Annotated in this window: 26 protein-coding genes; 7 read left to right on the top strand and 19 right to left on the bottom strand. The window is 69.0% G+C overall.

Features of this window, described 5'->3' with window-relative positions:
• Positions 1-10: 10 nt before the first annotated feature.
• Positions 11-1,573: a GAF domain-containing sensor histidine kinase gene (locus tag ALI22I_RS33245; RefSeq protein ID WP_077009525.1), complete on the bottom strand. Its 1,563-nt coding sequence runs from the start codon at positions 1,571-1,573 to the stop codon at positions 11-13.
• A 47-nt stretch (positions 1,574-1,620) separates the two neighbouring features.
• Positions 1,621-2,019, bottom strand: coding sequence for a pyridoxamine 5'-phosphate oxidase family protein (locus ALI22I_RS33250; RefSeq protein WP_077009526.1), 399 nt, complete (start codon positions 2,017-2,019; stop codon positions 1,621-1,623).
• A 111-nt stretch (positions 2,020-2,130) separates the two neighbouring features.
• Here ALI22I_RS33250 and ALI22I_RS33255 point away from each other — a divergent pair, with 111 nt between their 5' ends.
• A complete protein-coding gene (locus tag ALI22I_RS33255) occupies positions 2,131-2,970 on the top strand; it encodes an arylamine N-acetyltransferase family protein (RefSeq protein WP_077009527.1) in 840 nt (279 codons plus the stop codon).
• Here the strand turns inward: ALI22I_RS33255 and ALI22I_RS33260 are convergent.
• The 4 genes from ALI22I_RS33260 to ALI22I_RS33275 are packed head-to-tail and all read right to left on the bottom strand — an operon-like array spanning position 2,967 to position 6,223.
• On the bottom strand, positions 2,967-3,476 hold the full coding sequence (locus ALI22I_RS33260) for a hypothetical protein (RefSeq protein ID WP_077009528.1): 510 nt from the start codon (positions 3,474-3,476) through the stop codon (positions 2,967-2,969). The two genes, ALI22I_RS33255 and ALI22I_RS33260, sit on opposite strands and share 4 nt — an antisense overlap.
• Positions 3,473-4,066 carry a hypothetical protein gene (locus tag ALI22I_RS33265; RefSeq protein WP_238598712.1) on the bottom strand — a complete coding sequence of 198 codons (594 nt, stop codon included), beginning with the start codon at positions 4,064-4,066 and terminating at the stop codon, positions 3,473-3,475. The genes ALI22I_RS33260 and ALI22I_RS33265 overlap by 4 nt, the downstream gene beginning before the upstream one ends.
• The gene (meaB, locus tag ALI22I_RS33270; protein ID WP_077009530.1) at positions 4,066-5,031 is read right to left on the bottom strand and encodes a methylmalonyl Co-A mutase-associated GTPase MeaB; all 966 of its coding nucleotides are present in this window, start codon (positions 5,029-5,031) and stop codon (positions 4,066-4,068) included. The genes ALI22I_RS33265 and meaB overlap by 1 nt, the downstream gene beginning before the upstream one ends.
• A 4-nt stretch (positions 5,032-5,035) precedes the next feature.
• Positions 5,036-6,223 (bottom strand): acetyl-CoA C-acetyltransferase, encoded by a 1,188-nt coding sequence (locus ALI22I_RS33275; RefSeq protein WP_077009531.1) that lies wholly within the window; start codon positions 6,221-6,223, stop codon positions 5,036-5,038.
• Positions 6,224-6,369: 146 nt separating this feature from the next.
• On the opposite strand from ALI22I_RS33275, the gene mce reads away from it, so the two are divergent.
• Positions 6,370-6,819, top strand: coding sequence for a methylmalonyl-CoA epimerase (mce, locus tag ALI22I_RS33280; protein WP_077009532.1), 450 nt, complete (start codon positions 6,370-6,372; stop codon positions 6,817-6,819).
• Here the strand turns inward: mce and ALI22I_RS33285 are convergent.
• Complete coding sequence (locus tag ALI22I_RS33285; RefSeq protein WP_077009533.1) at positions 6,813-7,427, bottom strand: TetR/AcrR family transcriptional regulator; 615 nt, start codon at positions 7,425-7,427, stop codon at positions 6,813-6,815. The genes mce and ALI22I_RS33285 overlap by 7 nt on opposite strands.
• Positions 7,428-7,499: 72 nt before the next feature.
• On the bottom strand, positions 7,500-7,862 hold the full coding sequence (locus ALI22I_RS33290) for an SPW repeat protein (RefSeq protein WP_077010109.1): 363 nt from the start codon (positions 7,860-7,862) through the stop codon (positions 7,500-7,502).
• 229 nt (positions 7,863-8,091) lie between these two features.
• Between ALI22I_RS33290 and ccrA the strand changes: the two genes are divergently transcribed.
• Positions 8,092-9,405, top strand: a complete 1,314-nt coding sequence (gene ccrA / locus ALI22I_RS33295) for a crotonyl-CoA carboxylase/reductase (protein ID WP_077009534.1) — start codon at positions 8,092-8,094, stop codon at positions 9,403-9,405.
• Positions 9,406-9,474: 69 nt separating this feature from the next.
• Complete coding sequence (locus tag ALI22I_RS33300) at positions 9,475-10,704, top strand: chromosome segregation protein (RefSeq protein WP_077010110.1); 1,230 nt, start codon at positions 9,475-9,477, stop codon at positions 10,702-10,704.
• Positions 10,705-10,876: 172 nt separating this feature from the next.
• Here ALI22I_RS33300 and ALI22I_RS33305 read toward each other — a convergent pair whose 3' ends face one another.
• From ALI22I_RS33305 to ALI22I_RS33315, 3 genes are all read right to left on the bottom strand, one after another.
• Complete coding sequence (locus ALI22I_RS33305) at positions 10,877-11,587, bottom strand: alpha/beta fold hydrolase (RefSeq protein ID WP_077009535.1); 711 nt, start codon at positions 11,585-11,587, stop codon at positions 10,877-10,879.
• Positions 11,588-11,724: 137 nt separating this feature from the next.
• Positions 11,725-12,513 carry an alpha/beta hydrolase gene (locus tag ALI22I_RS33310; protein ID WP_238598713.1) on the bottom strand — a complete coding sequence of 263 codons (789 nt, stop codon included), beginning with the start codon at positions 12,511-12,513 and terminating at the stop codon, positions 11,725-11,727.
• Positions 12,514-12,570: 57 nt separating this feature from the next.
• Positions 12,571-12,864, bottom strand: coding sequence for a hypothetical protein (locus ALI22I_RS33315; RefSeq protein WP_077009536.1), 294 nt, complete (start codon positions 12,862-12,864; stop codon positions 12,571-12,573).
• Between the two features lie 52 nt (positions 12,865-12,916).
• Between ALI22I_RS33315 and ALI22I_RS33320 the strand changes: the two genes are divergently transcribed.
• Both ALI22I_RS33320 and ALI22I_RS33325 read left to right on the top strand, forming a co-directional pair.
• The gene (locus ALI22I_RS33320; RefSeq protein WP_077009537.1) at positions 12,917-13,333 is read left to right on the top strand and encodes a hypothetical protein; all 417 of its coding nucleotides are present in this window, start codon (positions 12,917-12,919) and stop codon (positions 13,331-13,333) included.
• 5 nt (positions 13,334-13,338) lie between these two features.
• Positions 13,339-13,548 (top strand): FmdB family zinc ribbon protein, encoded by a 210-nt coding sequence (locus ALI22I_RS33325; protein WP_077010112.1) that lies wholly within the window; start codon positions 13,339-13,341, stop codon positions 13,546-13,548.
• 270 nt (positions 13,549-13,818) lie between these two features.
• Here the strand turns inward: ALI22I_RS33325 and ALI22I_RS33330 are convergent, their stop codons facing one another.
• The 5 genes from ALI22I_RS33330 to dhaK all read right to left on the bottom strand — a co-directional run bounded on the left by ALI22I_RS33330 (position 13,819) and on the right by dhaK (position 18,698).
• The gene (locus tag ALI22I_RS33330) at positions 13,819-14,400 is read right to left on the bottom strand and encodes a DUF3558 family protein (protein WP_077010113.1); all 582 of its coding nucleotides are present in this window, start codon (positions 14,398-14,400) and stop codon (positions 13,819-13,821) included.
• 92 nt (positions 14,401-14,492) lie between these two features.
• Positions 14,493-16,271, bottom strand: coding sequence for a 3-hydroxyacyl-CoA dehydrogenase family protein (locus ALI22I_RS33335; protein WP_077009538.1), 1,779 nt, complete (start codon positions 16,269-16,271; stop codon positions 14,493-14,495).
• A gap of 128 nt (positions 16,272-16,399) precedes the next feature.
• Positions 16,400-17,074 (bottom strand): dihydroxyacetone kinase phosphoryl donor subunit DhaM, encoded by a 675-nt coding sequence (dhaM, locus tag ALI22I_RS33340; RefSeq protein WP_077009539.1) that lies wholly within the window; start codon positions 17,072-17,074, stop codon positions 16,400-16,402.
• On the bottom strand, positions 17,071-17,697 hold the full coding sequence (dhaL, locus tag ALI22I_RS33345) for a dihydroxyacetone kinase subunit DhaL (RefSeq protein ID WP_077010114.1): 627 nt from the start codon (positions 17,695-17,697) through the stop codon (positions 17,071-17,073). Before dhaL ends, dhaM begins: the two co-directional genes overlap by 4 nt.
• On the bottom strand, positions 17,697-18,698 hold the full coding sequence (gene dhaK / locus ALI22I_RS33350) for a dihydroxyacetone kinase subunit DhaK (protein WP_077009540.1): 1,002 nt from the start codon (positions 18,696-18,698) through the stop codon (positions 17,697-17,699). Before dhaK ends, dhaL begins: the two co-directional genes overlap by 1 nt.
• A 129-nt stretch (positions 18,699-18,827) precedes the next feature.
• Here dhaK and ALI22I_RS33355 point away from each other — a divergent pair, with 129 nt between their 5' ends.
• Positions 18,828-19,835: an ABC transporter substrate-binding protein gene (locus tag ALI22I_RS33355; RefSeq protein ID WP_238598714.1), complete on the top strand. Its 1,008-nt coding sequence runs from the start codon at positions 18,828-18,830 to the stop codon at positions 19,833-19,835.
• A gap of 191 nt (positions 19,836-20,026) precedes the next feature.
• Here the strand turns inward: ALI22I_RS33355 and ALI22I_RS33360 are convergent, their stop codons facing one another.
• The 3 genes from ALI22I_RS33360 to ALI22I_RS33370 form a co-directional block, all read right to left on the bottom strand.
• On the bottom strand, positions 20,027-21,532 hold the full coding sequence (locus ALI22I_RS33360) for an aldehyde dehydrogenase family protein (protein WP_077010115.1): 1,506 nt from the start codon (positions 21,530-21,532) through the stop codon (positions 20,027-20,029).
• A gap of 75 nt (positions 21,533-21,607) precedes the next feature.
• On the bottom strand, positions 21,608-22,603 hold the full coding sequence (locus ALI22I_RS33365; protein WP_143532566.1) for a hypothetical protein: 996 nt from the start codon (positions 22,601-22,603) through the stop codon (positions 21,608-21,610).
• Positions 22,604-22,821: 218 nt separating this feature from the next.
• Positions 22,822-23,100 (bottom strand): hypothetical protein, encoded by a 279-nt coding sequence (locus ALI22I_RS33370; protein ID WP_077009543.1) that lies wholly within the window; start codon positions 23,098-23,100, stop codon positions 22,822-22,824.
• Positions 23,101-23,113 lie beyond the last annotated feature (13 nt).

Genomic DNA, 23,113 nt, shown 5'->3' on the forward strand with positions numbered 1-23,113 from the left:
GCCTCTACGCCTACACCAACGGCACGCACCACGTCACGGTCACGCCCCGCCCCTCGGCCGAGTCGACCTCGCAAGAACCGTCCCACCTGGCGGCCCGCGCCGCCATGTTGACCAGCCCTCCGGTGTGCCTATCGCGCCGGGACGGCAGTCCGTCACCGTCGTCCCGCACAACCAGCCGAAGTTCCGTCGCCGCGCGGTCGACCGCGACCTCCACCTCGACTTTCTTCGCCGACGCGTGCCGGGCGGCATTGGCCAACGCCTCGCGCAACGTGGCCAACAGGTCCGGCCGCACGTGGTCGGGCACCACCGAGTCGACCGGCCCGTCCATGGCGAACGCGGGCTCGAAGCCGAGCAGCCGGGACGACTCCTGCACGACCTTCATCAGCTGCGTGCGCAGGTCGGCCGCGCCGGCGGGCGGCTCCTGCAACGAGAAGATGGTGCGCCGGATCTCCCGGATGGTCTGGTCGACCTCGGTGACGAAATCCGCCAGCCGCTGCGCCACCACCGGCTGCTCCACCAGCCCGTTCATGCTCTGCAACCCCAGGCCCAGGCCGAACAGCCGCTGCACGACCAGGTCGTGCAGGTCGCGGGCGATCCGGTCGCGGTCCTCCAGCACTGCCAGCCGCCGCCCCGCGCCGGTGGCCCGGGTGAACTCCAGGATCAGCGCGGCCTGCCGGGCGAACGACTCGACCAACGCCACGTCCGACGCGTCGAACGCCCGCTGCTCACGGGCCCGCGCGACCATCAGCACACCCAGCACCCGATCGCCCGCGGCCAGCGGCACAACGACCACCGGGCCGATCCGGTCGGTGTGGCCGGGCAGCCCGTCGAGCACTTTGGCCTTGCCGGTGTCGAACACCTCCTGGGCCGCACCGCCCTCGCGGGACACGCTGAACCCGCGCAGCTCGCCGTCCATCACCCGAACGGCCAGCTGACCCTGCACATCGGGCAACGCCAGCAGCGCGCTCACGCCGTCCGCGGCCAGGCGGGCGCGCACCGCGACCAAGCGCAGCGCGTCCCGGTCCGGGGTGCCGGTGAGCAGCGCGTTCGTCACCTCGTTGGACGCGCGCAGCCACACCTCGCGCTGCCGCGACTGCTCGTAGAGCCGGGCGTTCTCGATCGCGATACCCGCCGCCGCGGCCACCGCCACCACGATCTCCTGGTCGGCGAGGGTGAAATCGGCGCCGCCCTCCTTGTCGGTCAGGTAGAGGTTGCCGAACACCTCGCCCCGCACGTGCACCGGCACGCCCAGGAAACCGGGCGCGGTCGGGTCGAACGTGGTCCCCTCGAAGTCGGTGTGGTGGTGGCCGTCGCCGAAGGTGAACTCCAGCAGCTGCCGGTTCGGCCCGACCACGGCCAGCGCGCCGTAACGGGCGCCGACCAGGCTGCACGAGGACTCCACGATGCGGCGCAGCACGTCCGGCAGCGACAAATCGCTCGCCAACGACACGACCGCGGCCAGCAGCCGGTGCAGCCGCTCCTGCGAGACGATCACCTCGGCGGTCCGGTCGGTGAGCTCGCGCACCAGGCCGTCCAGCCGCACCGCGGCGTTCGCATCCGGGGATCCAGCCACCCGAGACCACCCTCCGGGTCGGAGGTATCCGAGGTTAACGTCTTCCACTACGGGATGCGACGGCCGGACAGGACCTCTAGATCGACGATCAGGTAGCGATCGCGCCCGCCGTACCCGCGCGAGGCCAGCGGCAACTGACGCAGCCGTTGCAGCTGCCTCTCCTCCTCGACCTCGGTGACGTGCCCGACCGCCATCACGGTCCAGCCTCGGGACAGGTCGGGCGCGACGTCGTCGATCTGGAACGCGACGATCGTGTCCCGGGCGACGAGGGTCGCGCTGCCCTCGGGCACGCGCAGCACGACGCGCTCACCGTCGAGCACGAACACGACAGGGTGCACCACCGGCAGTGCCCGGTCCGTGTAGACCAGCCGACCGATGGCAGCCGTGCCGAGCAGCTTCAGACATTCCTCGCGAGAGAGGACCTGAAGCCCAGCGGAGTCGTACATCGTGCCCCTTTGTCCCCCAGTCGCTGGCTAAAACGTTCGGCTCTGTGATCGCTCTTGCCTAGAGTCGGAAGTCCCGGCTTCGCCGACCCACCCGGACGGGGGATTTTCAACATGGCCGCGCTTGATGTCCACGCCTTCCTCCGCCGCCTCGGCCTGACCAGCGCCGAACGCCCCAGCACCGAGGCGTTGACCCGCTTGCACCAAGCGTTCGTGGAGCGCGTGCCATACGAGACGGTCGAAATCCAACTAGGCCGGATGACCTCGCTGGACCCGCACGACTCGGTGGCACGCGTGCTGGCCGGCCGCGGCGGCTACTGCTTCCACCTCAACGCCGCCTTCGCCGAACTGCTGCACGCCCTCGGCTACCACGTGACCAGACACCCCGGCGGCGTCCAGATGACGGAGGACGACACCCCGGGCATCACCCGCAACCACCTGGTCCTCACCGTGCGCGACCTACCGGACTCCGATGACGCCTGGTTGGTGGACGCCGGTCTAGGCGACGGCCTGCACTCGCCACTACCACTGCGTGAGGGCACCTACCAACAGGGCCCGTTCACCTTCGGTCTGCGCCCGTCGGTGGTAGCGCCAGGCGGTTGGCGCCTGACGCACGACGTCCGAGGCAGCTTCCTGGCCATGGACTTCGCACCGCAGTCGGTCACCCTGGACCACTTCGCCGACCGACACGTGGACCTCTCCACGTCACCGGAGTCAGGCTTCGTACGCACGTTCGGCGCACTACGCGCGGACGGCAAGGGCTGGGACGTCCTACGCGCCCTGACCCTGTCCCGCATCGAAGAGACAACCACCAAAACCCTGCTGGACGACCCGTCCGACTGGTTCGCCGCCCTAGCCGACGTCTACGGCCTAGTGCTCCCACCCGAAGACCGCGACCACCTGTGGCGCAAGGCGGTCTCCCAACACGAGGCACACCTGGCAACGACGCCCTAACCACCGCTGAAGTGCGGCACGAACCCCCGGTAGAGCTGCGGAGCAAACCGCCGCAACCCCAGGTCCAACAACTCGCCCCCGCTGTCGTCGACCAACTGAATCCAGTGACCGTGCACGGTGGACGGCACGCTCTGATAGGTCGCCGCAAAGGCCTGCGGGTCCACCGGAACCAAATGCACCCACAGCGACCGCTTGTCCCCACCGCTAACCGCCAGCGCCACCGCAGCCAACTCGTACCACGGCACCGCCCAAGACCCGCCCTTCTCCTCCCAACGCAACCCCTCCTGTTCCACGATGAGCCGCCGCACCCGAGCCCGCCGCCGCCAGACACCACCACCGACCAGCCCACCGAGCGCCACCAGCGGCCCAACGACCATCGCCGCCACATGACCATCGGCGTAGGACAGGAACATCAGCAAGGCACCAAAAAGGGTGAGCCCGAGCTGAATCGCCAACGCTGCCCGTCGCTCAGCCCGGTTGCCGAACGGAATCTCAATCGCGTTCACGACAACCCGACCGTGAAGCCCTCGTCCTGCACCCCTCGGTACAGCTGCGGCGCGAACGCCATCACCGCCCGCTCGACCACCGGAATCAACGCCGCCGCGTCACCCAGCGGAAGCCGGTAGGCGCCGTCCTCCCGGACCAGGTGCGCCATGTCAGCGTGCCGCGCCCGAAACGCCTGCTGATCGGCAGGCAGCAGATCGAGCCGAACCATCGTCCGGCGCACGATCGCATCAGCCGGGTTCACAACCCGTTCCCGCGTCCGCGAGATCCGCACCGCACCCAACTCCTGCCACGCCACCGCCCAAGGCGCACCAGCCGGGTCGTCCCACCGCACCCCAGGACCCTCGAACACGAGCTTCCGAGGCCGAGAAATCCTCTTCCAGTTCACCACCGCGCCCACCGCGATACCGGTGAGCCCCAACCCGATGACCAGCGCGATCGTCCCGCCGACACCCTCGCCATCGGAATACGCGCTCACCGCCCCCACCAGCGCCAACACACCCAGCACGCCCGACACCACACCACCGATGACCACCCGACGCGTATCCCGCGTCCCGATGTCCACCACCACCGGCGCCATACCCCCTGGCATCACGCGCTCACCCCCTCGACCAGTCGATCAGCCGCAGCGTAGGGGTCCAGCTCCCCCGCCACGACCCGTTTGGCCAGCGTTTCGAGCGCCGACGCACCACCCAATCCGCCGATCCGGGACCGCAGCCGCTCCAACGCGATGGCCTCGATCTCGCCCGCAGCCCTAGTCGCACGCCGTCGTTCCAGCTCACCGCGTTCCACCAGCCACGCATGGTGCGCGTCGATGGCGTCCACAACCCCGTCCAGCCCTTCAGACCGCGACGCGACCGTCTTGACCACAGGAGGCCGCCACACACCCCCCTCCCGGTCCCGCCGCCCCATGGAGATCATGTGCTTGAGCTCCCGCGCCGTCCGGTCGGCACCCTCACGGTCCGCCTTGTTCACCACGAACACGTCCGCGATCTCCAGGATGCCCGCCTTGGCGGCCTGTATCCCGTCACCCATCCCAGGCGCGAGCAGCACCACCGTCGTGTCGGCCAGCGACACCACCTCGACCTCGGACTGCCCCACCCCGACCGTCTCGACCAACACCACGTCACAACCCGCCGCATCGAGCACACGCAGTGCCTGCGGCGTAGCCCAAGACAACCCACCCAAGTGACCACGCGTAGCCATGGACCGGATGAACACACCGGGATCGGTGGCGTGCTCCCCCATCCGCACCCGATCACCAAGCAGAGCCCCGCCGGAAAACGGTGACGACGGGTCCACCGCCAGCACACCGACCCGTTTCCCACGCGCGCGATAAGCCCCAACCAGCGCAGACGTGGACGTGGACTTCCCCACCCCCGGCGCCCCCGTCAACCCGATGACCTGGGCGTTCCCACAAAACGGCGCCAACGCGCCCGCCACCTCCCGCAACTGCGGGCTGGCGTCCTCCACCAACGAAATCAGCCGGCCGACCGCGCGCGGTTGTCCCTCACGCGCGCGGTCGACCAGCTCTGCTACATCAACAGTGCGAACCACACCGCTAGACCTTAGGGACGCGCACGATCAGCGCATCGCCCTGACCACCACCGCCACACAGGGCAGCCGCGCCCACTCCACCACCACGGCGCTTCAACTCCAACGCCAGATGCAGCGCGATACGAGCACCCGACATGCCGATCGGGTGCCCCAAAGCAATCGCCCCGCCGTTGACGTTGACCTTGTCCTCGGAGATCCCCAGTTCACGCGTAGAAACCACACCGACAGCCGCGAACGCCTCGTTGATCTCGACCAAATCCAGCTCAGCCGGGTCGATGCCCTCCTTCGCGCACGCCGCCTTGATCGCGTTCGCGGGCTGCTCATGCAGGCTGGCGTCCGGACCGGCCACCACCCCGTGCGCGCCGATCTCCGCGAGCCAGGTCAGCCCCAACTCCTCGGCCTTGGCCTTGCTCATCACCACCACAGCCGCCGCGCCGTCAGAAATCTGCGACGCCGAGCCCGCCGTGATCGTGCCGTCGGAAGCGAACGCCGGTCGCAGCTTGGCCAGCGTCTCCACCGTGGTGTCGCCGCGCACACCCTCGTCAGTGCTGAACAGCACCGGGTCGCCCTTGCGCTGCGGAATCGAAACCGGAGCGATCTCCTCGGCGAACACACCATCGTCCGCAGCCTTGGCGGCCAACTGGTGCGAACGAGCCGAGAACGCGTCCTGCTCCTCCCGCGTCAGGCCGTACCGGGCGTTGAACTTCTCCGTCGACGACCCCATCGCGACCTGGTCGAACGCGCAGAACAGCCCGTCGTAGGCCATGTGGTCGATCATCGACACGTCGCCGTACTTGAACCCGCCGCGCGACTTCGGCAGCAGGTGCGGCGCCTGGGTCATGGACTCCTGACCACCCGCCACCACGATGTCGAACTCACCCGCCCGGATGAGCTGGTCGGCCAACGCGATGGCGTCGATACCCGACAGGCACACCTTGTTGATCGTCAACGCGGGCACGGTCATCGGGATGCCCGCGTTCACCGCGGCCTGGCGCGCCGGGATCTGGCCCGCGCCCGCGGTCAGCACCTGGCCCATGATCACGTACTGCACCTGCTCGGGCGCGACACCGGCCCGTTCGAGGGCCGCCTTGATCGCGACGCCGCCGAGCTGGGCGCCGGAGAAGTCCTTCAACGATCCGAGCAGTCGCCCCATCGGGGTTCGGGCCCCGGCGACGATGACGGAACCGGACACAGCAGCCTCCACAGCGGGTGTAAGCGGTCGGTGTGAGCGTGTAAGCGGTTGTTAACACGCCACGATACCCACGGTTACCGTGGAGTAGCCGTGTGAGGCGTCGCACAGCGGGACCTGCACCGATTCGGTCACTACCCTTTGCTGCCATGGAAGAACTCCGCGGGTTCGTCACCGCCATCGACCACGTCGGCATCGCCGTGCCCGACCTCGACGACGCGATCGCGTTCCACCGCGAGCACTTCGGCCTGGAAGTCGCGCACGAGGAGGTCAACGAGGAGCAGGGCGTCCGGGAGGCGATGCTGCGCGCGCCGGGCGACGACGGCACGGGCACCGCCGTGCAGCTCCTCGCGCCGCTGACGCCGGAATCGACCATCGCGAAGTTCATCGGCCGGTCCGGGCCGGGGCTCCAGCAACTGGCCTACCGGGTGTCCGATGTGGACGCCGCCGCCGAGGCGCTGCGCGCCAAGGGGTTGCGGATGCTGTACGAGCAGGCGCGGCGCGGAACGTCCGACAGCCGGGTCAACTTCGTACACCCGAAGGACGCGGGCGGCGTGCTGGTGGAGCTGGTGGAACCGGCCGCGTCACCTGCTCACTGAGGTTGTACGGGCTGTTCGTGGGCGGGTTGCACGAACACGACCGGACCCGACGCCGGCTGTTCGAGCGCGGAGGCCACGAAGGTCAGCTCCAGGTCCATCCGGTCGTCGTCCGGCGCGTGCCGGGCGACCGAGTGCCGGTAGCTGACCGCGAGCGCGAGCAGCGCGGAGGCGCTGTCGACGTCCTTCGTCGCCACCGCCGCCCCACCGGCGGCGATGATGACGTTGCGGATCTGCCGCGCCACCGACTGGTAGCGGTCGTGCAGCGCGTCGCGGACCGCCGTGTGCGTGTCCGCCTCACGCCACAGCAGGTGGCTGAGCAGCGGTGACGCGTTGAGCCGGGCGTCCAGCGCGGCGACCAGCCGGCGCAGGCTCTCCGCGATGTCGCCCACCACCACGACCCGGCGCGCGTCCACGGTCCCGTCCGGCAGGCGCTGCACGAGTGCCGCCAGCAGGTCGGTCTTGCGGCGGAAGTAGTAGTGCACGAGCCCCTTGGGCACCGCGGCCCGTTCGGCGATGCGCGAGGTGGGCGTGGCGTCGAAGCCCGACTGGGCGAACAACTCCTCGGCCGCTCGCAGGATGCGTTCACGGGCCGACGAGTCCTCTGCCAATGGTGTGCCTTTCGGTGTAATCGGTGTAATCGGACCCACGGCTCCCGCCGTGGGCCCGGTCGTCTCACTTGCTCACGCGGTTCCGGCGATCCGACCGCCGTGCGCCGCGTTCGCCAGCGGCACCGCCATCGCGCCTGCCGCGACGGTCAGCACGCCGCCGACCCACGACACCCACGAAGCCGCCGTCAGCTCGCTGTAGCCGATCACCCACGGGGAGATGAACAACAGCGCGCCCAGGACCATCTGGAACCACTCGCCGTACACCATCCCGGGCATCGCGAGCGACACGAGGCCGTCGATGGCGATCAGTGCGCCGAGCACGATCATCGTCCACATGGCCCCCGTGGTGGTTTCCACCACCAGGGGCGAGAGCAGCACGAGGACGCCGATGACGACCTCGGCCCAGTCCTGCCACCTGGTCCACGCCTTTGCCATGACCTGCACCTCCGTCCTGTGACTTCGGACAACGTCGATGGTGCGCTTGGTTGGCCGCCCGGTCAAGACGCCCCGATCAGGCCAAGTGACCCGATCGGGCGAAATGGCAGTGCGGTGTCTCACAGCACGCGTTCTGAATCGGTTACCCGTGGGTAACCTCCGGCAACCTCCGTGGACCTCATCCAGCGCCACACCACCATCCCGAAAGCCCCCATTGGGAGGGAACGCCGTGCAGAAGATCCTCGACGCGATCCTCGCGGACGAATTGGACGCGATCGGATCACTCGACGTACCGGAGAGCTACCGGGGCGTGACGGTGCACGCCGACGAGGTCAAGATGTTCGAAGGTCTGCCGACCAAGGACAAGGACCCGCGCAAGTCGCTGCACGTCGACGAGATCGCCACGCCCGAGCTGGGCCCCGGTGAGGCACTGGTCGCGGTGATGGCCAGCGCCATCAACTACAACACCGTGTGGACCTCGATCTTCGAGCCGCTGCCGACGTTCGCGTTCCTGAAGAAGTACGGCGGCCGGCACGACCAGCCGTTCCACGTGGTCGGCTCCGACCTGGCGGGCGTGGTGCTGCGCACCGGCCCCGGTGTGAACGCGTGGAAGCCCGGTGACCGGGTCGTCGCGCACTGCCTGGACGTGCAACTGGAGCACCACGACGGGCACAGCGACACCATGCTCGACCCGGAGCAGCGCATCTGGGGTTTCGAGACCAACTACGGCGGGCTGGCCGAGGTCGCGCTGGTCAAGTCCAACCAGCTGATGCCGATGCCGGACCACCTGACCTGGGAGGAAGCCGCGTCGCCCGGGCTGGTGAACTCCACCGCGTACCGGCAGCTGGTGTCGACCAACGGCGCGAACATGAAGCAGGGCGACACCGTGCTGATCTGGGGCGCGTCCGGCGGTCTGGGCTCGTACGCCACCCAGTTCGCGCTCAACGGCGGCGCGACCCCGGTGTGCGTGGTGTCGTCACCGGAGAAGGCCGAGATCTGCCGCAAGATGGGCGCGGAGCTGATCATCGACCGCAGTGCCGAGGGCTACAAGTTCTGGAAGGACGAGCACGAGCAGGACCCGCGCGAGTGGAAGCGGCTCGGCGCGCGGATCCGCGAGCTGACCGGCGGTGACGACCCGGACATCGTGTTCGAGCACCCCGGCCGGGAGACGTTCGGCGCGTCGGTGTTCGTGACCAAGCGCGGCGGAACGATCGTCACGTGCGCGTCCACCAGCGGGTTCATGCACCAGTACGACAACCGGTACCTGTGGATGCACCTCAAGCGGATCATCGGCTCGCACTTCGCCAACTACCGCGAGGCGTGGGAGGCCAACCGGTTGGTCGCCAAGGGGAAGATCCACCCGACACTGTCCAAGGTGTACTCGTTGGCGGACACCGGGCAGGCGGCGTACGACGTGCACCGCAACGCCCACCAGGGCAAGGTCGGCGTGCTGGCGCTGGCGCCGTCGGAGGGCCTGGGTGTCCGGGACCACGAGCTGCGCGCCGCGCACCTGACCGAAATCAACCGTTTCCGGGGCGTGTAAAGCGAAATCACCCACGATGTGCGGCCGGCAGGTGCCGGTCGCACATCGGGAGCGGGTAGCGTGCACGGCATGGGCCTCGCCGACGACCGTGACCTCGTCCCCCTGGGATCCGGCTTCGACATCGTCAAGCGCGGTTACGACCGCGCCCAGGTCGAGGACCACCTGGAACGGCTGGACTCCGATCTGCGCCTGCTGGCGGCCGATCGGGACGCGGCGGTGTCGCAGACCAACGACCTGGCCCGGCAGCTGGAGGCGGCCCGGTCGGAGATCGCCGAGCTGCGCGGCCAGGTGGAGCGGCTGTCGTTGCCGCCCACGACGTTGGAGGGGCTGAGCGAGCGGTTGCAGCGGATGCTGCGGCTCGCCCAGGACGAGGCGAACGAGATCAAGGCGCGGGCCGAGGCCGAGGGCGGGCACATCCGCGCCAAGGCCGAGTCCGACGCGGGGGTGCTGCGCACCCGGTACGAGAACCTGATCGCCGAACTCGACCAGCGGCGCACCGCCATGGAGGCCGAGCACCGGGGCGTGCTGGAGAAGGCGCGCGCCGAGGCCGACCGGATCGTGGGCGAGGCCCGTGCCGAGGCCACCCGGTTGGACCAGGAGTCGCTCCAGCGCCGGACCACGGTGGAGGAGGACTTCGAGATCGCGATGGCGGCGCGCCGGGTCGAGTCGATGAAGACGCTGGCCGAGCAGGAGGCGTCGTCGAAGGCCGAGGCCGACCGGCGCGTGCGCGAGGCCGCCGAGGAAGCCGCCCGCGTCCACGCCCAGATCGCCCAGGAGAAGGCCGCGTCGAACGCCGAGGCGCAGCGCCTGGTGCGCGAGGCCACCGAAGAGGCCAACCGCCGCCGTCACGACTCCATCAGCGAGGCCACCGCCCGCGTCCAGGAGGCGACCGACGAGGCGAACCGCCGAGTGCGCGAGGCCACGGAGGAATCCAACCGCCGCGTCACCCAGGCCACCCAGCAGGTAGACGCCCTCAAGCAACTCCGCAACCGCCTCTCCCAGCAGCTGCACTCCGTCCGCACCGCCCTACACGACGTAACCCCCCTCCTGGACCCACTGGAAGAAGAACGCCCCCAGCCCCCCACCACCCACGCCCCCACCCCCCAACCCACCCAAACCGAGACCCCCTCCACCCCCAGCCCCACCCCCGCCAAGCCCGCACCTGCACAACCCACCCCCACCCCCACCCCCACCCCCGGAGCAACAGCCACCACCCCCGAAGCCGAAAAGCCGACCCCGGACGCCCCCACCCAAAAAATCGCCCGCCCCAACCCCAAACCCCAAACAGCCAAGCGCTAACCCCACCCACCCCGAGAGTCGAACCCTCAGGTCGGGCGTGTCCTACGTTCAGAACGCGCGTGTCCTACGTTCAGAACAGGCGTGTCCTACGTTCAGGACCGCCGAATTCAACGCTCAGAACACGTGAGGCCTGCGCCCCCGCCCCGTGAGTCGACCGATCGGCACGCCGCCGTCACACCCCGACGCGCCGCCGCCAGTCCGCCACGGCCGAGGCGAACGCTTCCGGTGCCTCCAACGGCGTCAAGTGCCCGGCGCCCGCCAACTCGACGTACTCCGCACGCCACAGCACCCCCGCCAACTCCCGGGCCAGCGCGGGCGGTGTGAGGGCGTCGTGCTCCCCCACCAGCACCAACGCGGGCACATCCACCCCCGACAGCACCTCCGCCGAATCCGGCCGCGCAGCCATCGCCCGCTGCGCCCACGCCACCTCAGCCGGGTCCTGCCCGAGGATCAACTCCCGCACCCGCCCGGCCACCGCCGCGTCCACCCCGGGCGCGAGCAACCCACCCACCACGGCGTCCGGCACCCACCCGAGGCCCTCCGCCTCGACCCGAGCGGCCATCGCCAACCGATTCGCCCGCGCCTCGTCCGTGTCCGCCCCGGCCCGCGTGTCGGCCAGCACCAGCCCCGCCACCCGCGACGGATCACGCCGCAGCACGGCCATCGCCACGTACCCGCCCATCGAGCACCCGCCGAGCACCGCCCGCTCGATCCCCCGCTCGTCGAGCAGCCTCAACACGTCATCCGCAACAGCCACCAGATCGGGTGAACGATCACCGCCCCGCTGGTCCGGTGTGATCGGTTTCAGCAGGTCACGCACCCCGTCCCACATGCGCGAGTCGAGCGGGAAGGCGTGCAGCAGGACAAGCGGAGCAGATTCCATGCCCGAAATTGTCGGACCCCCTCGCTACCTTCGCCCCCATGACCCCCAACCCGGAACCGGATGAGAGCGGAGAAGCTGGGCTTCGCGCACGTGGGCGACACCACCACCGCCCTGGGTCCGGTGCTGGTCTGGCGGCTTCAGGAGGCCACGATGGTCACCTGATGCCGCTCGTGGGGGCCGGACCAGGTGCGCGGCAACGGCGTGGGCACCTCGGGCACGGCCGCGGACACGATCGCGTCCAGCACCTCGTCGGCGTGCCCGACCATGAGGTGCTTGGCACCGGGGAAGTCGATCACGTCCGCGGTCGGGATGTCCGCGCCGAACCGCCGCCTGGCCTCGGCCGGTGGCAGGTAGGTGTCGAACTCCGGCACCAGGCACACCACCGGTTTGCCCGCACGCGCCCAGACACGCAGGTGCTCGGTCCCGCTCCACCGCAGAGGAGGTGAGATCAACACGGCGCCCTCGACCACCGGGTCGCACCCGTGCATCAGCGCGAGGTCGGTGCCGAACGACCAGCCCACGAGCCACACCGAGGGCAGTCCGCGCTCGGCCGTGAACGCCAGAGCGGCGGCGACATCCAGCCGCTCGCCGACGGCGTGGTCGAACGCGCCCTCGCTGCGCCCTGCCTCACTGGCCGTGCCGCGCGTGTTGAACCGCAACACCGCGAGGTCGGCCAACGCGGGCAGCCGCCACGCCGCCTTGCGGTAGAGGTGGGAGTCCATCATCCCGCCGTGCGTCGGCAACGGGTGCAGCAGCACCAGCGTGGCCCGTGGTTGCCGGTCGACCGGCAGCGCCAACTCGCCGACCAGCGCGAGCCCGTCCTCGGTCCGCAACGTCACCGCTTCCCGGCGCGCTGGGAGCACGGTGTTGGCAGTGATCGGGCCGTCCTGATCCACACGGGTCTGATCCACACGGGCGTCGCGCACGGCGACATCGTGCCACCCACCGGACACCCGGACGGCACGCCGGGAGGGCACACACCGTCACCAACGACGGGACGTGGGGCCTCTCCGGCCGCGTGACGACCAGCAGGCCTGGTGCCAGTGGCGGCGGTCCTCGACCGAGCCGTAGTCGGCGGCGGGCCAGGCGACGACGTGCGCGGTGCCGGGGCGGATCTCGTGGTCGCAGCCCGGGCAGCGGTAGGTCTTGGTGGTGGCGGCGCCGGAGACGGTGCGCACCAGCCACTCGCCGTCCGGGGCGCTCTCGGCGCGTGCCCAGCCGTGCCCACCGATGGGTGACGGCTCGTCGGGGCGTCGCGGGCGGTTACGGCGGGGCACGGGAAGCGAGGGTATCCGGGCTCGCCGAGGGCGATCGCCTACGGTCCACTGGGTGAGCAAGTGGCAGCGGGTCCTGTTAACCGTGCTCCTGATGGCGGAAGTAGCGGTGACGCTGCTGCCGGTGGTGCGCGGGCTGCTGGTCGAACCGTCGCCTACGGATGTCCCGCCCGGTGGCCGGGTGCGGCCGGTGTTCCAGGAGCGCGATGCGCCGGTCGGTCAGCCACCCGGGATCAGCCAGGGCGTGCTGCTCGGCACGACGATGTTGTTGCTGGTCACAGCCGCTTCCGCACTGGCTCCGGTGTGGTTGCGACCGAGAGCGCGGACGTGGGTGGCGACGTTCACCGGCACCCACGTGGCCGCCGCGGGTCTGGGCTGGGTGCACAGCCTGCCGTTGTTGACGTTGCTCGCCGCGGTATCGGCGGTTGGGGTGCCCTTGCTGGTGCTGGCACCGCCGCGCCGGGGAGAATGAGCGACGTGCCCACCTACGAATTCCGTTGCAAGGCGTGCGGTTCGACCTTCGACGTGAAGCGGTCGATGAGCGAAGCCTCCGCCCCCGCGCCGTGCCCGAACGGCCACGACGACACCGTGAAGCTGCTCTCCATGGCCGGCCTCGGCGGCAAAGCCGACGCTCCCGCCGGTGGCGGCGGTGGCGGTGGGTGCTGCGGCGGCGGCTGCTGCGGCTGACGGCTGACGGCAAGCCCTCCAAGAGCGCCGAGGTCAGCTCCCAGAGGGCCAAGATCGGATCAGCGAGGTCGGACAGGCCAGGGATTGGTGCCGGACAAGTCGCCGGCCGCCGCGCATGGCTTCGGGGCCGGGGAGCGGCGGCCGGGATGTCGGCTCGCAGGACGCGTATCAGGCGCGGGTCAGCCTGGCCGATCACCGGTCGCCGGTCGCCGGTCACCGATCGCCGGTGACCGGCGACCGGAGGCAGGTGACCGGGCAGCCCGGCCGGTGTCAGCTGGCCGGTTCCTTCTCCAGCAGCACCTCGGCCACCTTCTTGCCCTGGTCGCAGATGCCGCCGAAGCGGGCCGAGCCGTCGATCACGATGATCCCGATCCCGCCACCGGCGTAGTCCATCACCAGCACGCACGACGGCTGCACGGACGTGTCCGTGGTCCGGTCGAAGTACTTCACCTTCCGGTCCGCCAGGTCGTACTCGCCGTTGCTCTGCTCCAGCGTGATCGCCCGCCCCTCGCGGAACCGGAGCGTCACGCCCACGTCCAGCGAGTCGACCGACGTCTGCCACTTGCACGACTGGTCGAACGTGTCGTCGTACCCGGTGTCCGTCGGCTTCGCGTTCTTGTCCGGCACGTCGTAGGGCAGGTCCTTCCACCCCATCAACGCGCACACGTCACCGACCGCCCCGGACGGCTCGTTGGACGGCTTGGCCGACCCCGTCGGTGTGGGCTGCACCGAGGTGAACGGCGGGTCGACGTCGAGCACCTGCTCCGCCAACGGAGTGCCGTTGACCGTGTACGCACAAGCGCTCGTCAGACCGAACGCCACCACCAGGAGCGAGATCGCCACACGCCGCATGGTGTCCACGATGCCAAACCCCGAATCCCGCCACACCATCAGGCCACACAACCGGCGAGCAACCGGCGAGCGACCAGGGAACAACCGGCGAGTCAGACCGAGTAGTCGCGGAAACCCTTGCCGGTCTTGCGGCCCAGACGCCCGGCCTTCACCAGGTGCTCCAACAGCGGCGCCGGGGCGAAGCCGGCCTCCCGGAACTCCAGGTACAGGGTCCGCTCGATGGCCAGCGACACGTCCAGCCCCACCACGTCAAGCAGCTCGAACGGCCCCATCGGCAACGAGCAGCCGACCTTCATCGCGTTGTCGATGTCGTCGGCCGACGCGTAGTGCGCCTCCAGCATCTTCACCGCGTCGTTCAGGTACGGGAACAGCAGCGCGTTGACGATGAACCCGGCCCGGTCGCCGCAGTGCACCGGCACCTTGCCCAGGTCCAGGCACACACGACGGGCGCTGGCGACGACCTCGGCCGACGTCGAGATGGTCTCCACGACCTCGACCAGTTTCATCACCTGCGCCGGGTTGAAGAAGTGCAGGCCGACCACGTCACCGGGCCGCGCGGTCGCGGCGGCACACTCGATCACCGGCAGTGACGACGTCGTCGTGGCCAGCACCGCACCGGGCTTGCACACCTCGTCCAACGCCTCGAACACGGTCTTCTTGATCGACAGCTCCTCGGCCACCGCCTCGACCACAAGATCGCAGTCGGCCAAGTCCGAGAACTCGACGACGGGCGCAATGCGGGCCAACGCCGCGTCACGGTCCTCCGCCGAGAGCTTGCCGCGCGACACCGCCTTCTCCAACGACTTGCGCACCTTGGCCACCGCCGCGGAAGCCTTCTCCGCCGACCGCGCCCGCAGCACCACGTCGTACCCGCGCTTGGCGAACACCTCCACGATGCCGGTGGCCATGGTGCCGGTGCCGATCACGCCGACCCGCTGGATCTCCCGCGCCGACACGGCGTCCGCAGCAGCAACAGGCGTGTGCACGTCCGGCACCACGACCGGCGAGTCCGGCCCGTCATACGTATAGAAGCCGCGCCCGCTCTTCCGCCCCAACAAGCCCGCCATGATCATCTGCTTCAGCAACGGCGCCGGCGCGTGCAGCCGGTTGCGCGACTGGTGGTACATCGTGTCGAGGATTTCGTACGCGGTGTCCAGCCCGATCAGGTCGAGCAGCGCCAGCGGACCCATCGGGTAGCCGCAGCCGTAGCGCATGGCCGCGTCGAGGTCTTCCCTTGTCGCATAACGGGATTCGTACATCCGCACCGCGTGGTTGAGGTACCCGAACAACAGCGCGTTGGCGATGAACCCGGCCCGGTCGCCGATGACGACGGGCGTCTTGCCCAACCCCTCGGCGAACGCGACCACGTCGGTCACCACGTCCGGCTCGGTGACGACCGTCCGGATCACCTCGACCAGCTTCAACACCGGCGTGGGGTTGAAGAAGTGCATGCCGACGACCTTGCCCGGCCGTCCGGTGTGGACACCGATCTCGGTGATCGACAGCGACGACGTGTTGGACGCGAAAACCGTGTCCGGCCCGCAGATCCGGTCCAGCTCGGTGAACACGGCGGCCTTGAGTTCCATCCGCTCCGGCACGGCCTCGATCACCAGGTCGACCCCGGCCAGCGCGTCCAACGACGTGGCGTACGAGATCCGGGCCAACGTGGCGTCCCGCTCCTCCGAGGACAGCTTGCCGCCCGCCACCGCGCGGTCCGTCGAGTGGTGCAGGTGGCCGCGTCCGCGAGCCAACCCGGCCTCGTCCACGTCCACCGCCACGACAGTGATGCCGGTCCGGGCGAGGACCTCGGCGATACCGGCCCCCATGGTGCCGAGACCGACGACTCCGACCGTGCTGAACTGGCGCGTCACTGTTTACCTCCCACTCACCGGAGTGGCTACCAGACGGTAACTTGTCGCGACTATCCCACGGTGGTCACGCGTCGTTAGCGTGAGCTTCACCATCGGTATCGAGCAAGTAATCGGTCCAGCGACGCAGGTCATTCACCGAACTGCCGCGCGGCCAACTCCTCCACCCGCCGCACGGCTTCCGCAGCGTCCGCACCGCTCGCCACGACCTCGACCCGCGCACCTCCCGGCGCACCCAACCCCATCAACGCCAGCACACTCTTCGCATCCGCTTCTTCCTCGCCGAACCGCACCACCACCGAGGCGTCCAACGGATCCAAAGCCCGCACCACCAACGCCGCCGGCCGCGCGTGCAACCCGACCGAGTTGGTCAACTCCACCTCGACCCGCACCGAATCCCCCACCAGCCGCAACACAGGCGGCGAGCCAGAATCCGACGACACACCGGCAGCCGACGCCGCAGCCGCGGCCACCTCAGCCAACCCGGCACCACCCTGAGCCCGAACGGCCGCCGCCACCGCCCCCTCGACCAACGGCGCGTCCACGACCATCACCGACCCGTCCGCCTCCTCGGCAGCCATGTCGGCAACCATCTTCGCGCTCCCCAGGTCGAACAACACGACCACGCCGTCACCCGAATCGGCCTCCGCGATCGCCTCCCCAACAGCCAGGAAATCTGTACCCAGCCCACCCTCCCCATCCCCACCGGACGGCACGATCGCCACCGTGGGCGCCATCTGCCCGGCCAACTCGGCCACGCCCAACGCCAACTGCCGACTGTGCGACACCACCACGAGCCCGATCACCGCGCACGCCCCGCGAACGTCCGCAGCAACAACGACGTCGAGCGCGCTCCCGGATCGAGATGCCCCGCACTGCGCTCACCCAGGTACGACGCACGCCCCTTCCGCGCCACCAACGGCACCGTCGAGTCGGCCCCCAACTCGGCCGCGTCAGCCGCCGCCGACAACACCTCGGCCACCCCACCACCAACCGCCACGGACTCCGCCATCGCCACAGCCGGCGTCAGCGCGTCCACCATCGTCTTGTCCCCCAGCTCGGCCTTACCCCGCGCCACCACACCGTCCAACGCGGCCCGCAACGCCGCCGCGACCACCGCACCGTCCAACGACGCGACGTCACCGACCGACGTGGCCGCACGCAGGAACGCCGTCCCGTACAACGGCCCCGCCGCGCCACCAACCGTGGAGATCAACGTCGTGGCCACCAACTTCAGCACCCCACCCGGCGACGACGGCACATGATCATCCAATTTGGACACCAGCGCGGTGAACCCCCGGGCCATGTTCTCGCCGTGGTCGCCGTCACCGATCGCCCGGTCCAGCCGGTTCAGCTCGTCCCGGTGCTCGACCACGACCGCCGCCACCGCCCGCAGCGCCTCCGCGACAGACTCCGCCGTGCACTCCATCAGACGCCCCACCGCAGCGCCGGCGTGTGCACGGGCGCGTCCCACAACTCCACCATCTCGTCGTCCAGCTTGAGCACGGTCAGGCTCATGCCCTGCATCTCCAGACTGGTGATGTACGGCCCGACCAGCCGCCGTTCCACCGCAACCCCCCGTTCCGCCAGCAGCGTCTCCGCAATGCCGTGCGCGAGGTACAACTCGATCAACGGCGTCCCACCCATCCCGTTCGTGAACAGCAACACCCGGCCCCCTTCACCGAGCGGCATGTCCTCCAAGATCGGGTCCAGCAACGCAGGCACCAACTCATCCGCCGGCCCCACCGGCACCCGCCGCCGCCCAGGCTCGCCGTGAATGCCGATGCCCAGTTCCATCTCGTCGTCGCCCAGCGTGAACGACGGCTCCCCCGCGTGCGGCACCGTGCACGCCGTCAACGCCAACCCCATAGACCGCACCTGCGAGACAACCCGCCGCGCCAACGCCTCACACCCGTCGAGATCGACCCCACGTTCAGCCGCGGCACCGACGATCTTCTCCAACAGCACGGTCCCACCCACGCCACGCCGCCCGGCCGTGTAGAGCGAGTCCTTGACCGCGACATCGTCGTCGATCACAACCGTTCGCACGTCCACGCCGTCCGCAGCACCCAACTCAGCCGCAGTCTCGAAGTTCAGCACGTCACCGGTGTAGTTCTTCACGATCAACAACGCCCCCGCGCCACCATCCGTACGCGCAACGGCCGCCGCCACCTGATCAGGCGTAGGCGACGTGAACACCGCACCCGGACAGGCGGCATCAAGCATCCCCCGTCCCACGAACCCCCCGTGCAACGGCTCGTGCCCCGACCCGCCACCCGAGATCACGGCCACCTTGCGCGGCACCGGCGCGTCCGCCCGCACCACCACAGCCGGGTCGTACTGGACGTCCAAGAGATCGGCGTGCGCGAGCGCCATCCCGCGCAACGCATCCACCACCACGGTCGCCGGGTCGTTGATGATCTTTTTCACGGGTGACCTCCCGATCGACGCTGATCACCCATTACTACTCCTCCACGATCGACCCGGAAAGCGGAAGCTATGGTGAGGCAACCCTAATAACAGCAGGTCAGTGACCTGGAGTAGTGGAGGATCACCAGAGTGTCTACCACCAGGATCGCGGTCCTGCTCACCGCCGCACTAACCCTCACCGCCTGCGGCCAGTCCGACACCCCGACCGACAAGCCCGCAGTCGCCCAAGGCGGCTCCGAGTTCGGCCAAGCAGGCGAGAAGAGCGCCGGCTTCGGCACCGACGCCAAGCCAGGCCAGTTCCCCCGCACGATCAAGCACGCCTTGGGCGAAACAACCCTCGAAAAACGCCCGGAACGCGTAGTCGTCCTAGACGGCGGCGAACTGGACAACGTGGTCGCACTGGGCATCAAGCCAGTCGGCGTCGCCTTCCCCGACGGCGCCCCCACCATGCCGTCCTACGTCGGCGACAAAGCGGGCACCCCGGAGAACGTAGGCGGCATCACCAGCCTCAACCTGGAAACGATCGCCAAGCTCCAGCCAGACCTGATCATCGGCTCGCAACTACGCGCCGAACAGCAGTACCCCAAGCTCTCGGAGATCGCCCCCACCGTCTTCGCCGCCCGCCCCGGCTACACCTGGAAGGAAAACTTCCGCCTCAACGCAGCCGCCCTGGACAAGACCGCCGAGGCCGAGAAGCTGATCACCGACTACGAAACCCACGCCAAGCAGGTCGGCGAGAACATCGAGCAAAAGGCGGGCAAGCGCCCCACCGTCACCATGCTCCGCTTCATGCCCGGCAGGACCAGGCTCTACGCCAAGAAGTCGTTCATCGGCACGATCCTGATCGACGCAGGCATCCCCCAACCCCAGGCCAGCCAGGCAGACGACCTAGCCGTAGAGGTCAGCACCGAACAGATCGCCCAAGCCGACGCCGACTGGATCCTCATCGGCACCTACGGCGACCAGACCAAGACCGCCCAAGACCAGGTCCTCGGCGGCCCCCTGTGGCAGACGCTGAGCGCAGTCAAGGCCGGCCACGCCAAGCCCGTCGCCGACGAGACCTGGTTCCTAGGCCTAGGCGTACTGGCCGCCGAGAAGGTCTTGAACGACCTTGAGCAGACCCTGACGAGCAGCTGACCAAGGCCAGCCACTCATCTGACGTCGACAAAAAGTTGGCACCGGACCCAAACCGCCGCAGGCCAACGAGTCCACCAAATCCCCCGCACCCCACACCAAACCGCCGGGGGCCGACGAGGCTCGATTTGACATGGGTTCGGGTGCCTTAGGCCGGCCGTAAGGGCCTCATGTCAAATCGAGCCGGACTTGAGCTACCGCCCGTAAAGAAAACGAACCAGCCGCAAAACGCGCCGAATCGTCCGAGACCCACGGTCATACGTCATCGGATTGAGCAACGCCCCAAACCGCTTACGCGTCACCGAATGCGCGTAAGTGAACTCACGCAGCCCATCATCCCCGTGAATCCGCCCAAACCCGGAGTCCCCAACCCCGCCGAACGGCAGCCCAGGCACCGACGCATAAGCCAGCACCGCATTAACCGCCACCATCCCGCACCGAAGCTTGTCCGCCAGCTCCTCACCCCGGTTGCGCGAGAACACCGTCGCGCCCAACCCGTACGCGAGCGAGTTGGCCTGCCGAACCCCCTCATCGGCATCCGCAACCCGGTTGACCACCAGCGTCGGCCCGAACGTCTCCTCAGTAGACGCCGTCGAATCCGCAGGCACGTCCACCAGCACCACCGGCTCCACATACGGCGGCCGGATCGACTCCAGCCCACCCACAACCGCTCGCCCCCCACGCTCCAACGCGTCGGCAACGTGCGACTGGATGATCTCCACCTGCTTGGGCATGGTGATCGGCCCAAAATCAGCCGTCGCCTCACCACCAGGCCGCAACTTCCCCGCCTTCTCCGTCACCAACGCAATGAACTCGTCGTAAACCGCGTCGGCCACATAAACCCGCTCCACACCAGCACAAGTCTGCCCGGCGTTAAAAATCCCGCCCCACACCGCACCCTCAGCCGCCGCCCGCACATCGGCGTCCTCGGCCACGATCATCGGATCTTTACCGCCGCACTCCAACAACACCGGCGTCAACGTAGCCGCACACGCCGCCATGATCTTCTTACCTGTAGGCGTAGAGCCGGTAAACGCCAGCTTGTCGACTCCCGAAGTGCACAACGCCGCACCGGTCTCACCAAACCCGGTAACCACCTGCAACACCGGGAACTCAGGCACTACCTCGGCAAACGTCGAGCCGAGAAACACACCCACCCCAGGCGTGTACTCGGACGGCTTGAACACCACCGTGTTCCCCGCAGCCAACGCATACGCAATAGACCCCATGGGCGTAAACGCCGGATAATTCCACGGCCCGATCACGCCAACCACACCCAGCGGCCGGTACTCCAGCGTCGCCGCGTGGTTGTACATCAGCATCCCCGACGAGACCTTGCGCTTGCCCAACACCTTCGAAGCGTGCTTGGCCGCCCAGTGCAAGTGGTCGATGACCAGCGCCAGCTCGGTCCGCGCGTCGTCAGCGGACTTGCCGGTCTCCGCACTGATCAGCGCCTGGAACTCGTCCAGCCGTTTCACGAGCAGCCGCCGCCACGCGTCCAGCCGAGCGCGCCTGCCGTCAAAGCCCAACTCGGCCCAGAACGCCGCCGCGTCCCGCGCCACCCGCACCGCCTCGCGCACGTCGGCTTCCGACGCCACCGGATGGTGGGCGATGATTTCACCCGTGCGGGGGTCGAGCGAGGCGAACCGCCGCTGCCCGTCGTCGGCCCGCGCAGGAGTGGTGGGAGCGGTCTGCGTCATCGAGCCCTCCAAGCACAAGCACAACGCGGGTGTTACTGGACAGTAATGGCAACTGGGGGTGGTGTCAGCCCCCGTTCAGCTCTTCGGGATCTTCCCGACCACCGTCCTGGCGAACGTCACAGCCGTCGCGCACCGGTCGAACTGGCTGGTCTTCGGCCCGGCGGACTTCACCTCGACCAGCTCGCCGTCGTTGTCGTCGCCGACCAACTGCACCCACTTCACCTCACACGCCGGGAACGCCGTGCTGCTCTGCACCTGGTACCCCTTGACCCCGCCGCCCAGGTCGACCTCGGTCTGGTTGGCGTCGAACTCGCGGTCCTCGGGGATGAACGTCTCACGGAAGCCCAGCGACAGCTCGCGGTCGTCCCCCACCCAGGCGCAGTTGTGCAGCCCATACGGGTACACCCTGGCATCGGCGCCCGCCCCGGCGTCGATCGCCGCCTTGTCCGGCAACGCGCACGGATCGATCGTGATCAAAGACCCCTTGGCGGGCGTCCGGGTCGCCGCGCGCGCCTTGACCTGCTCGACCACCGACTCGGCCACCACCCGTCCGGGCGTGCACGCGTCGCCGTCCTTGTAGCCGATCTGCACCGTGATGCCCAGGCCCGGCTTCTCCTGGGTGATCACCGAGACGAAGCAGGCGCTGTTCTCCAGGGTCTGCTCGTAGCTGCGCAGACCGGCCAGCTGCCGGTCTGCTTTCTGGAGTTCGCTGGTCATGGTCTGGCCGAGTTCGACGGTGACCGCGAGGTCCTTGCCCGCCTTGTCCTTCATGAAGTTGGAGCACCGGCTGAACCCGCTGCGCGACTCGTCGCCCGGCGTGCCCAACCGCTTGAGCACGTCCTCGTCGAGCAGCTCGCACGGGTCGGTCAGGCGCAGCTTGTCCGGCGCGAACGCCGGGTCGACCGGCTGGCCGTCCGGCGACGGCGTGTTCTGACCCGTCCCGGACGGGTCGGCGACGTTCTCCGCGTTGGCCGGGATGGTGGTGCGCGGGAACCGCTGCTTGGTCAGATCCGCCCCGGCGCAGCCGGCCAACAGGAGGATCGCGCTCAGGACGGCGACGAGACGGGGCACGACGTGCACGGTAGCGACCGCCTGAGCCATTCGTGGCCGGAACCCTGTGTCAGTCCTCACGACGGCCTTCGGGAACGATTCAGAAGATCAACGCGCTGAACCTGGTGACCCTGCTGAACCCAACGAGAGGAACATCGAATGCGCAACCGCATCCGACGCGCCGTCCGCTGGCTCGACGCCTGGACCGTCGAGGCGTTCAACCCGGTCTACCCGAGGCGTTAGGCCTTCTCATCCGGCGCCGACACATCCCGCTCTGACTCATCGAGCGCCGACGCGTCGGGCATGATGACGGGCCGCACGGTCGCCCACACGGTGAACACCGCCGACAACGCGATCATGCCGACACCGGACCACAGGTTGATGTTGAGCCCGTCCGCTTTACCCAGGTCGGACTCGTCGGTGAAGCCGAGTCCGACCACCACCAACACCACCCCGTAGATGCCGAACAGCACCGCGATCACCAGTCGCAGGTCGAACAGACCGGCCTTGTGCGCCATGACGACCCAGACC

The sequence above is a fragment of the Saccharothrix sp. ALI-22-I genome, from assembly GCF_001984175.1.
Taxonomy (GTDB): domain Bacteria; phylum Actinomycetota; class Actinomycetes; order Mycobacteriales; family Pseudonocardiaceae; genus Actinosynnema.

What these genes read in the sequence shown, in the direction of transcription:
- ALI22I_RS33300 (WP_077010110.1), top strand. Translation starts at nt 9,475, where the DNA reads ATGGGCCTCGCCGACGACCGTGACCTCGTCCCCCTGGGATCCGGCTTC.
- ALI22I_RS33305 (WP_077009535.1), bottom strand. Translation starts at nt 11,587, where the DNA reads ATGGAATCTGCTCCGCTTGTCCTGCTGCACGCCTTCCCGCTCGACTCG.
- ALI22I_RS33330 (WP_077010113.1), bottom strand. Translation starts at nt 14,400, where the DNA reads ATGCGGCGTGTGGCGATCTCGCTCCTGGTGGTGGCGTTCGGTCTGACG.
- mce (WP_077009532.1), top strand. Translation starts at nt 6,370, where the DNA reads ATGGAAGAACTCCGCGGGTTCGTCACCGCCATCGACCACGTCGGCATC.
- ALI22I_RS33265 (WP_238598712.1), bottom strand. Translation starts at nt 4,066, where the DNA reads ATGCCAGGGGGTATGGCGCCGGTGGTGGTGGACATCGGGACGCGGGAT.
- ALI22I_RS33360 (WP_077010115.1), bottom strand. Translation starts at nt 21,532, where the DNA reads ATGACGCAGACCGCTCCCACCACTCCTGCGCGGGCCGACGACGGGCAG.
- dhaL (WP_077010114.1), bottom strand. Translation starts at nt 17,697, where the DNA reads ATGGAGTGCACGGCGGAGTCTGTCGCGGAGGCGCTGCGGGCGGTGGCG.
- ALI22I_RS33370 (WP_077009543.1), bottom strand. Translation starts at nt 23,100, where the DNA reads ATGGCGCACAAGGCCGGTCTGTTCGACCTGCGACTGGTGATCGCGGTG.
- ALI22I_RS33250 (WP_077009526.1), bottom strand. Translation starts at nt 2,019, where the DNA reads ATGTACGACTCCGCTGGGCTTCAGGTCCTCTCTCGCGAGGAATGTCTG.
- ALI22I_RS33255 (WP_077009527.1), top strand. Translation starts at nt 2,131, where the DNA reads ATGGCCGCGCTTGATGTCCACGCCTTCCTCCGCCGCCTCGGCCTGACC.
- ALI22I_RS33290 (WP_077010109.1), bottom strand. Translation starts at nt 7,862, where the DNA reads ATGGCAAAGGCGTGGACCAGGTGGCAGGACTGGGCCGAGGTCGTCATC.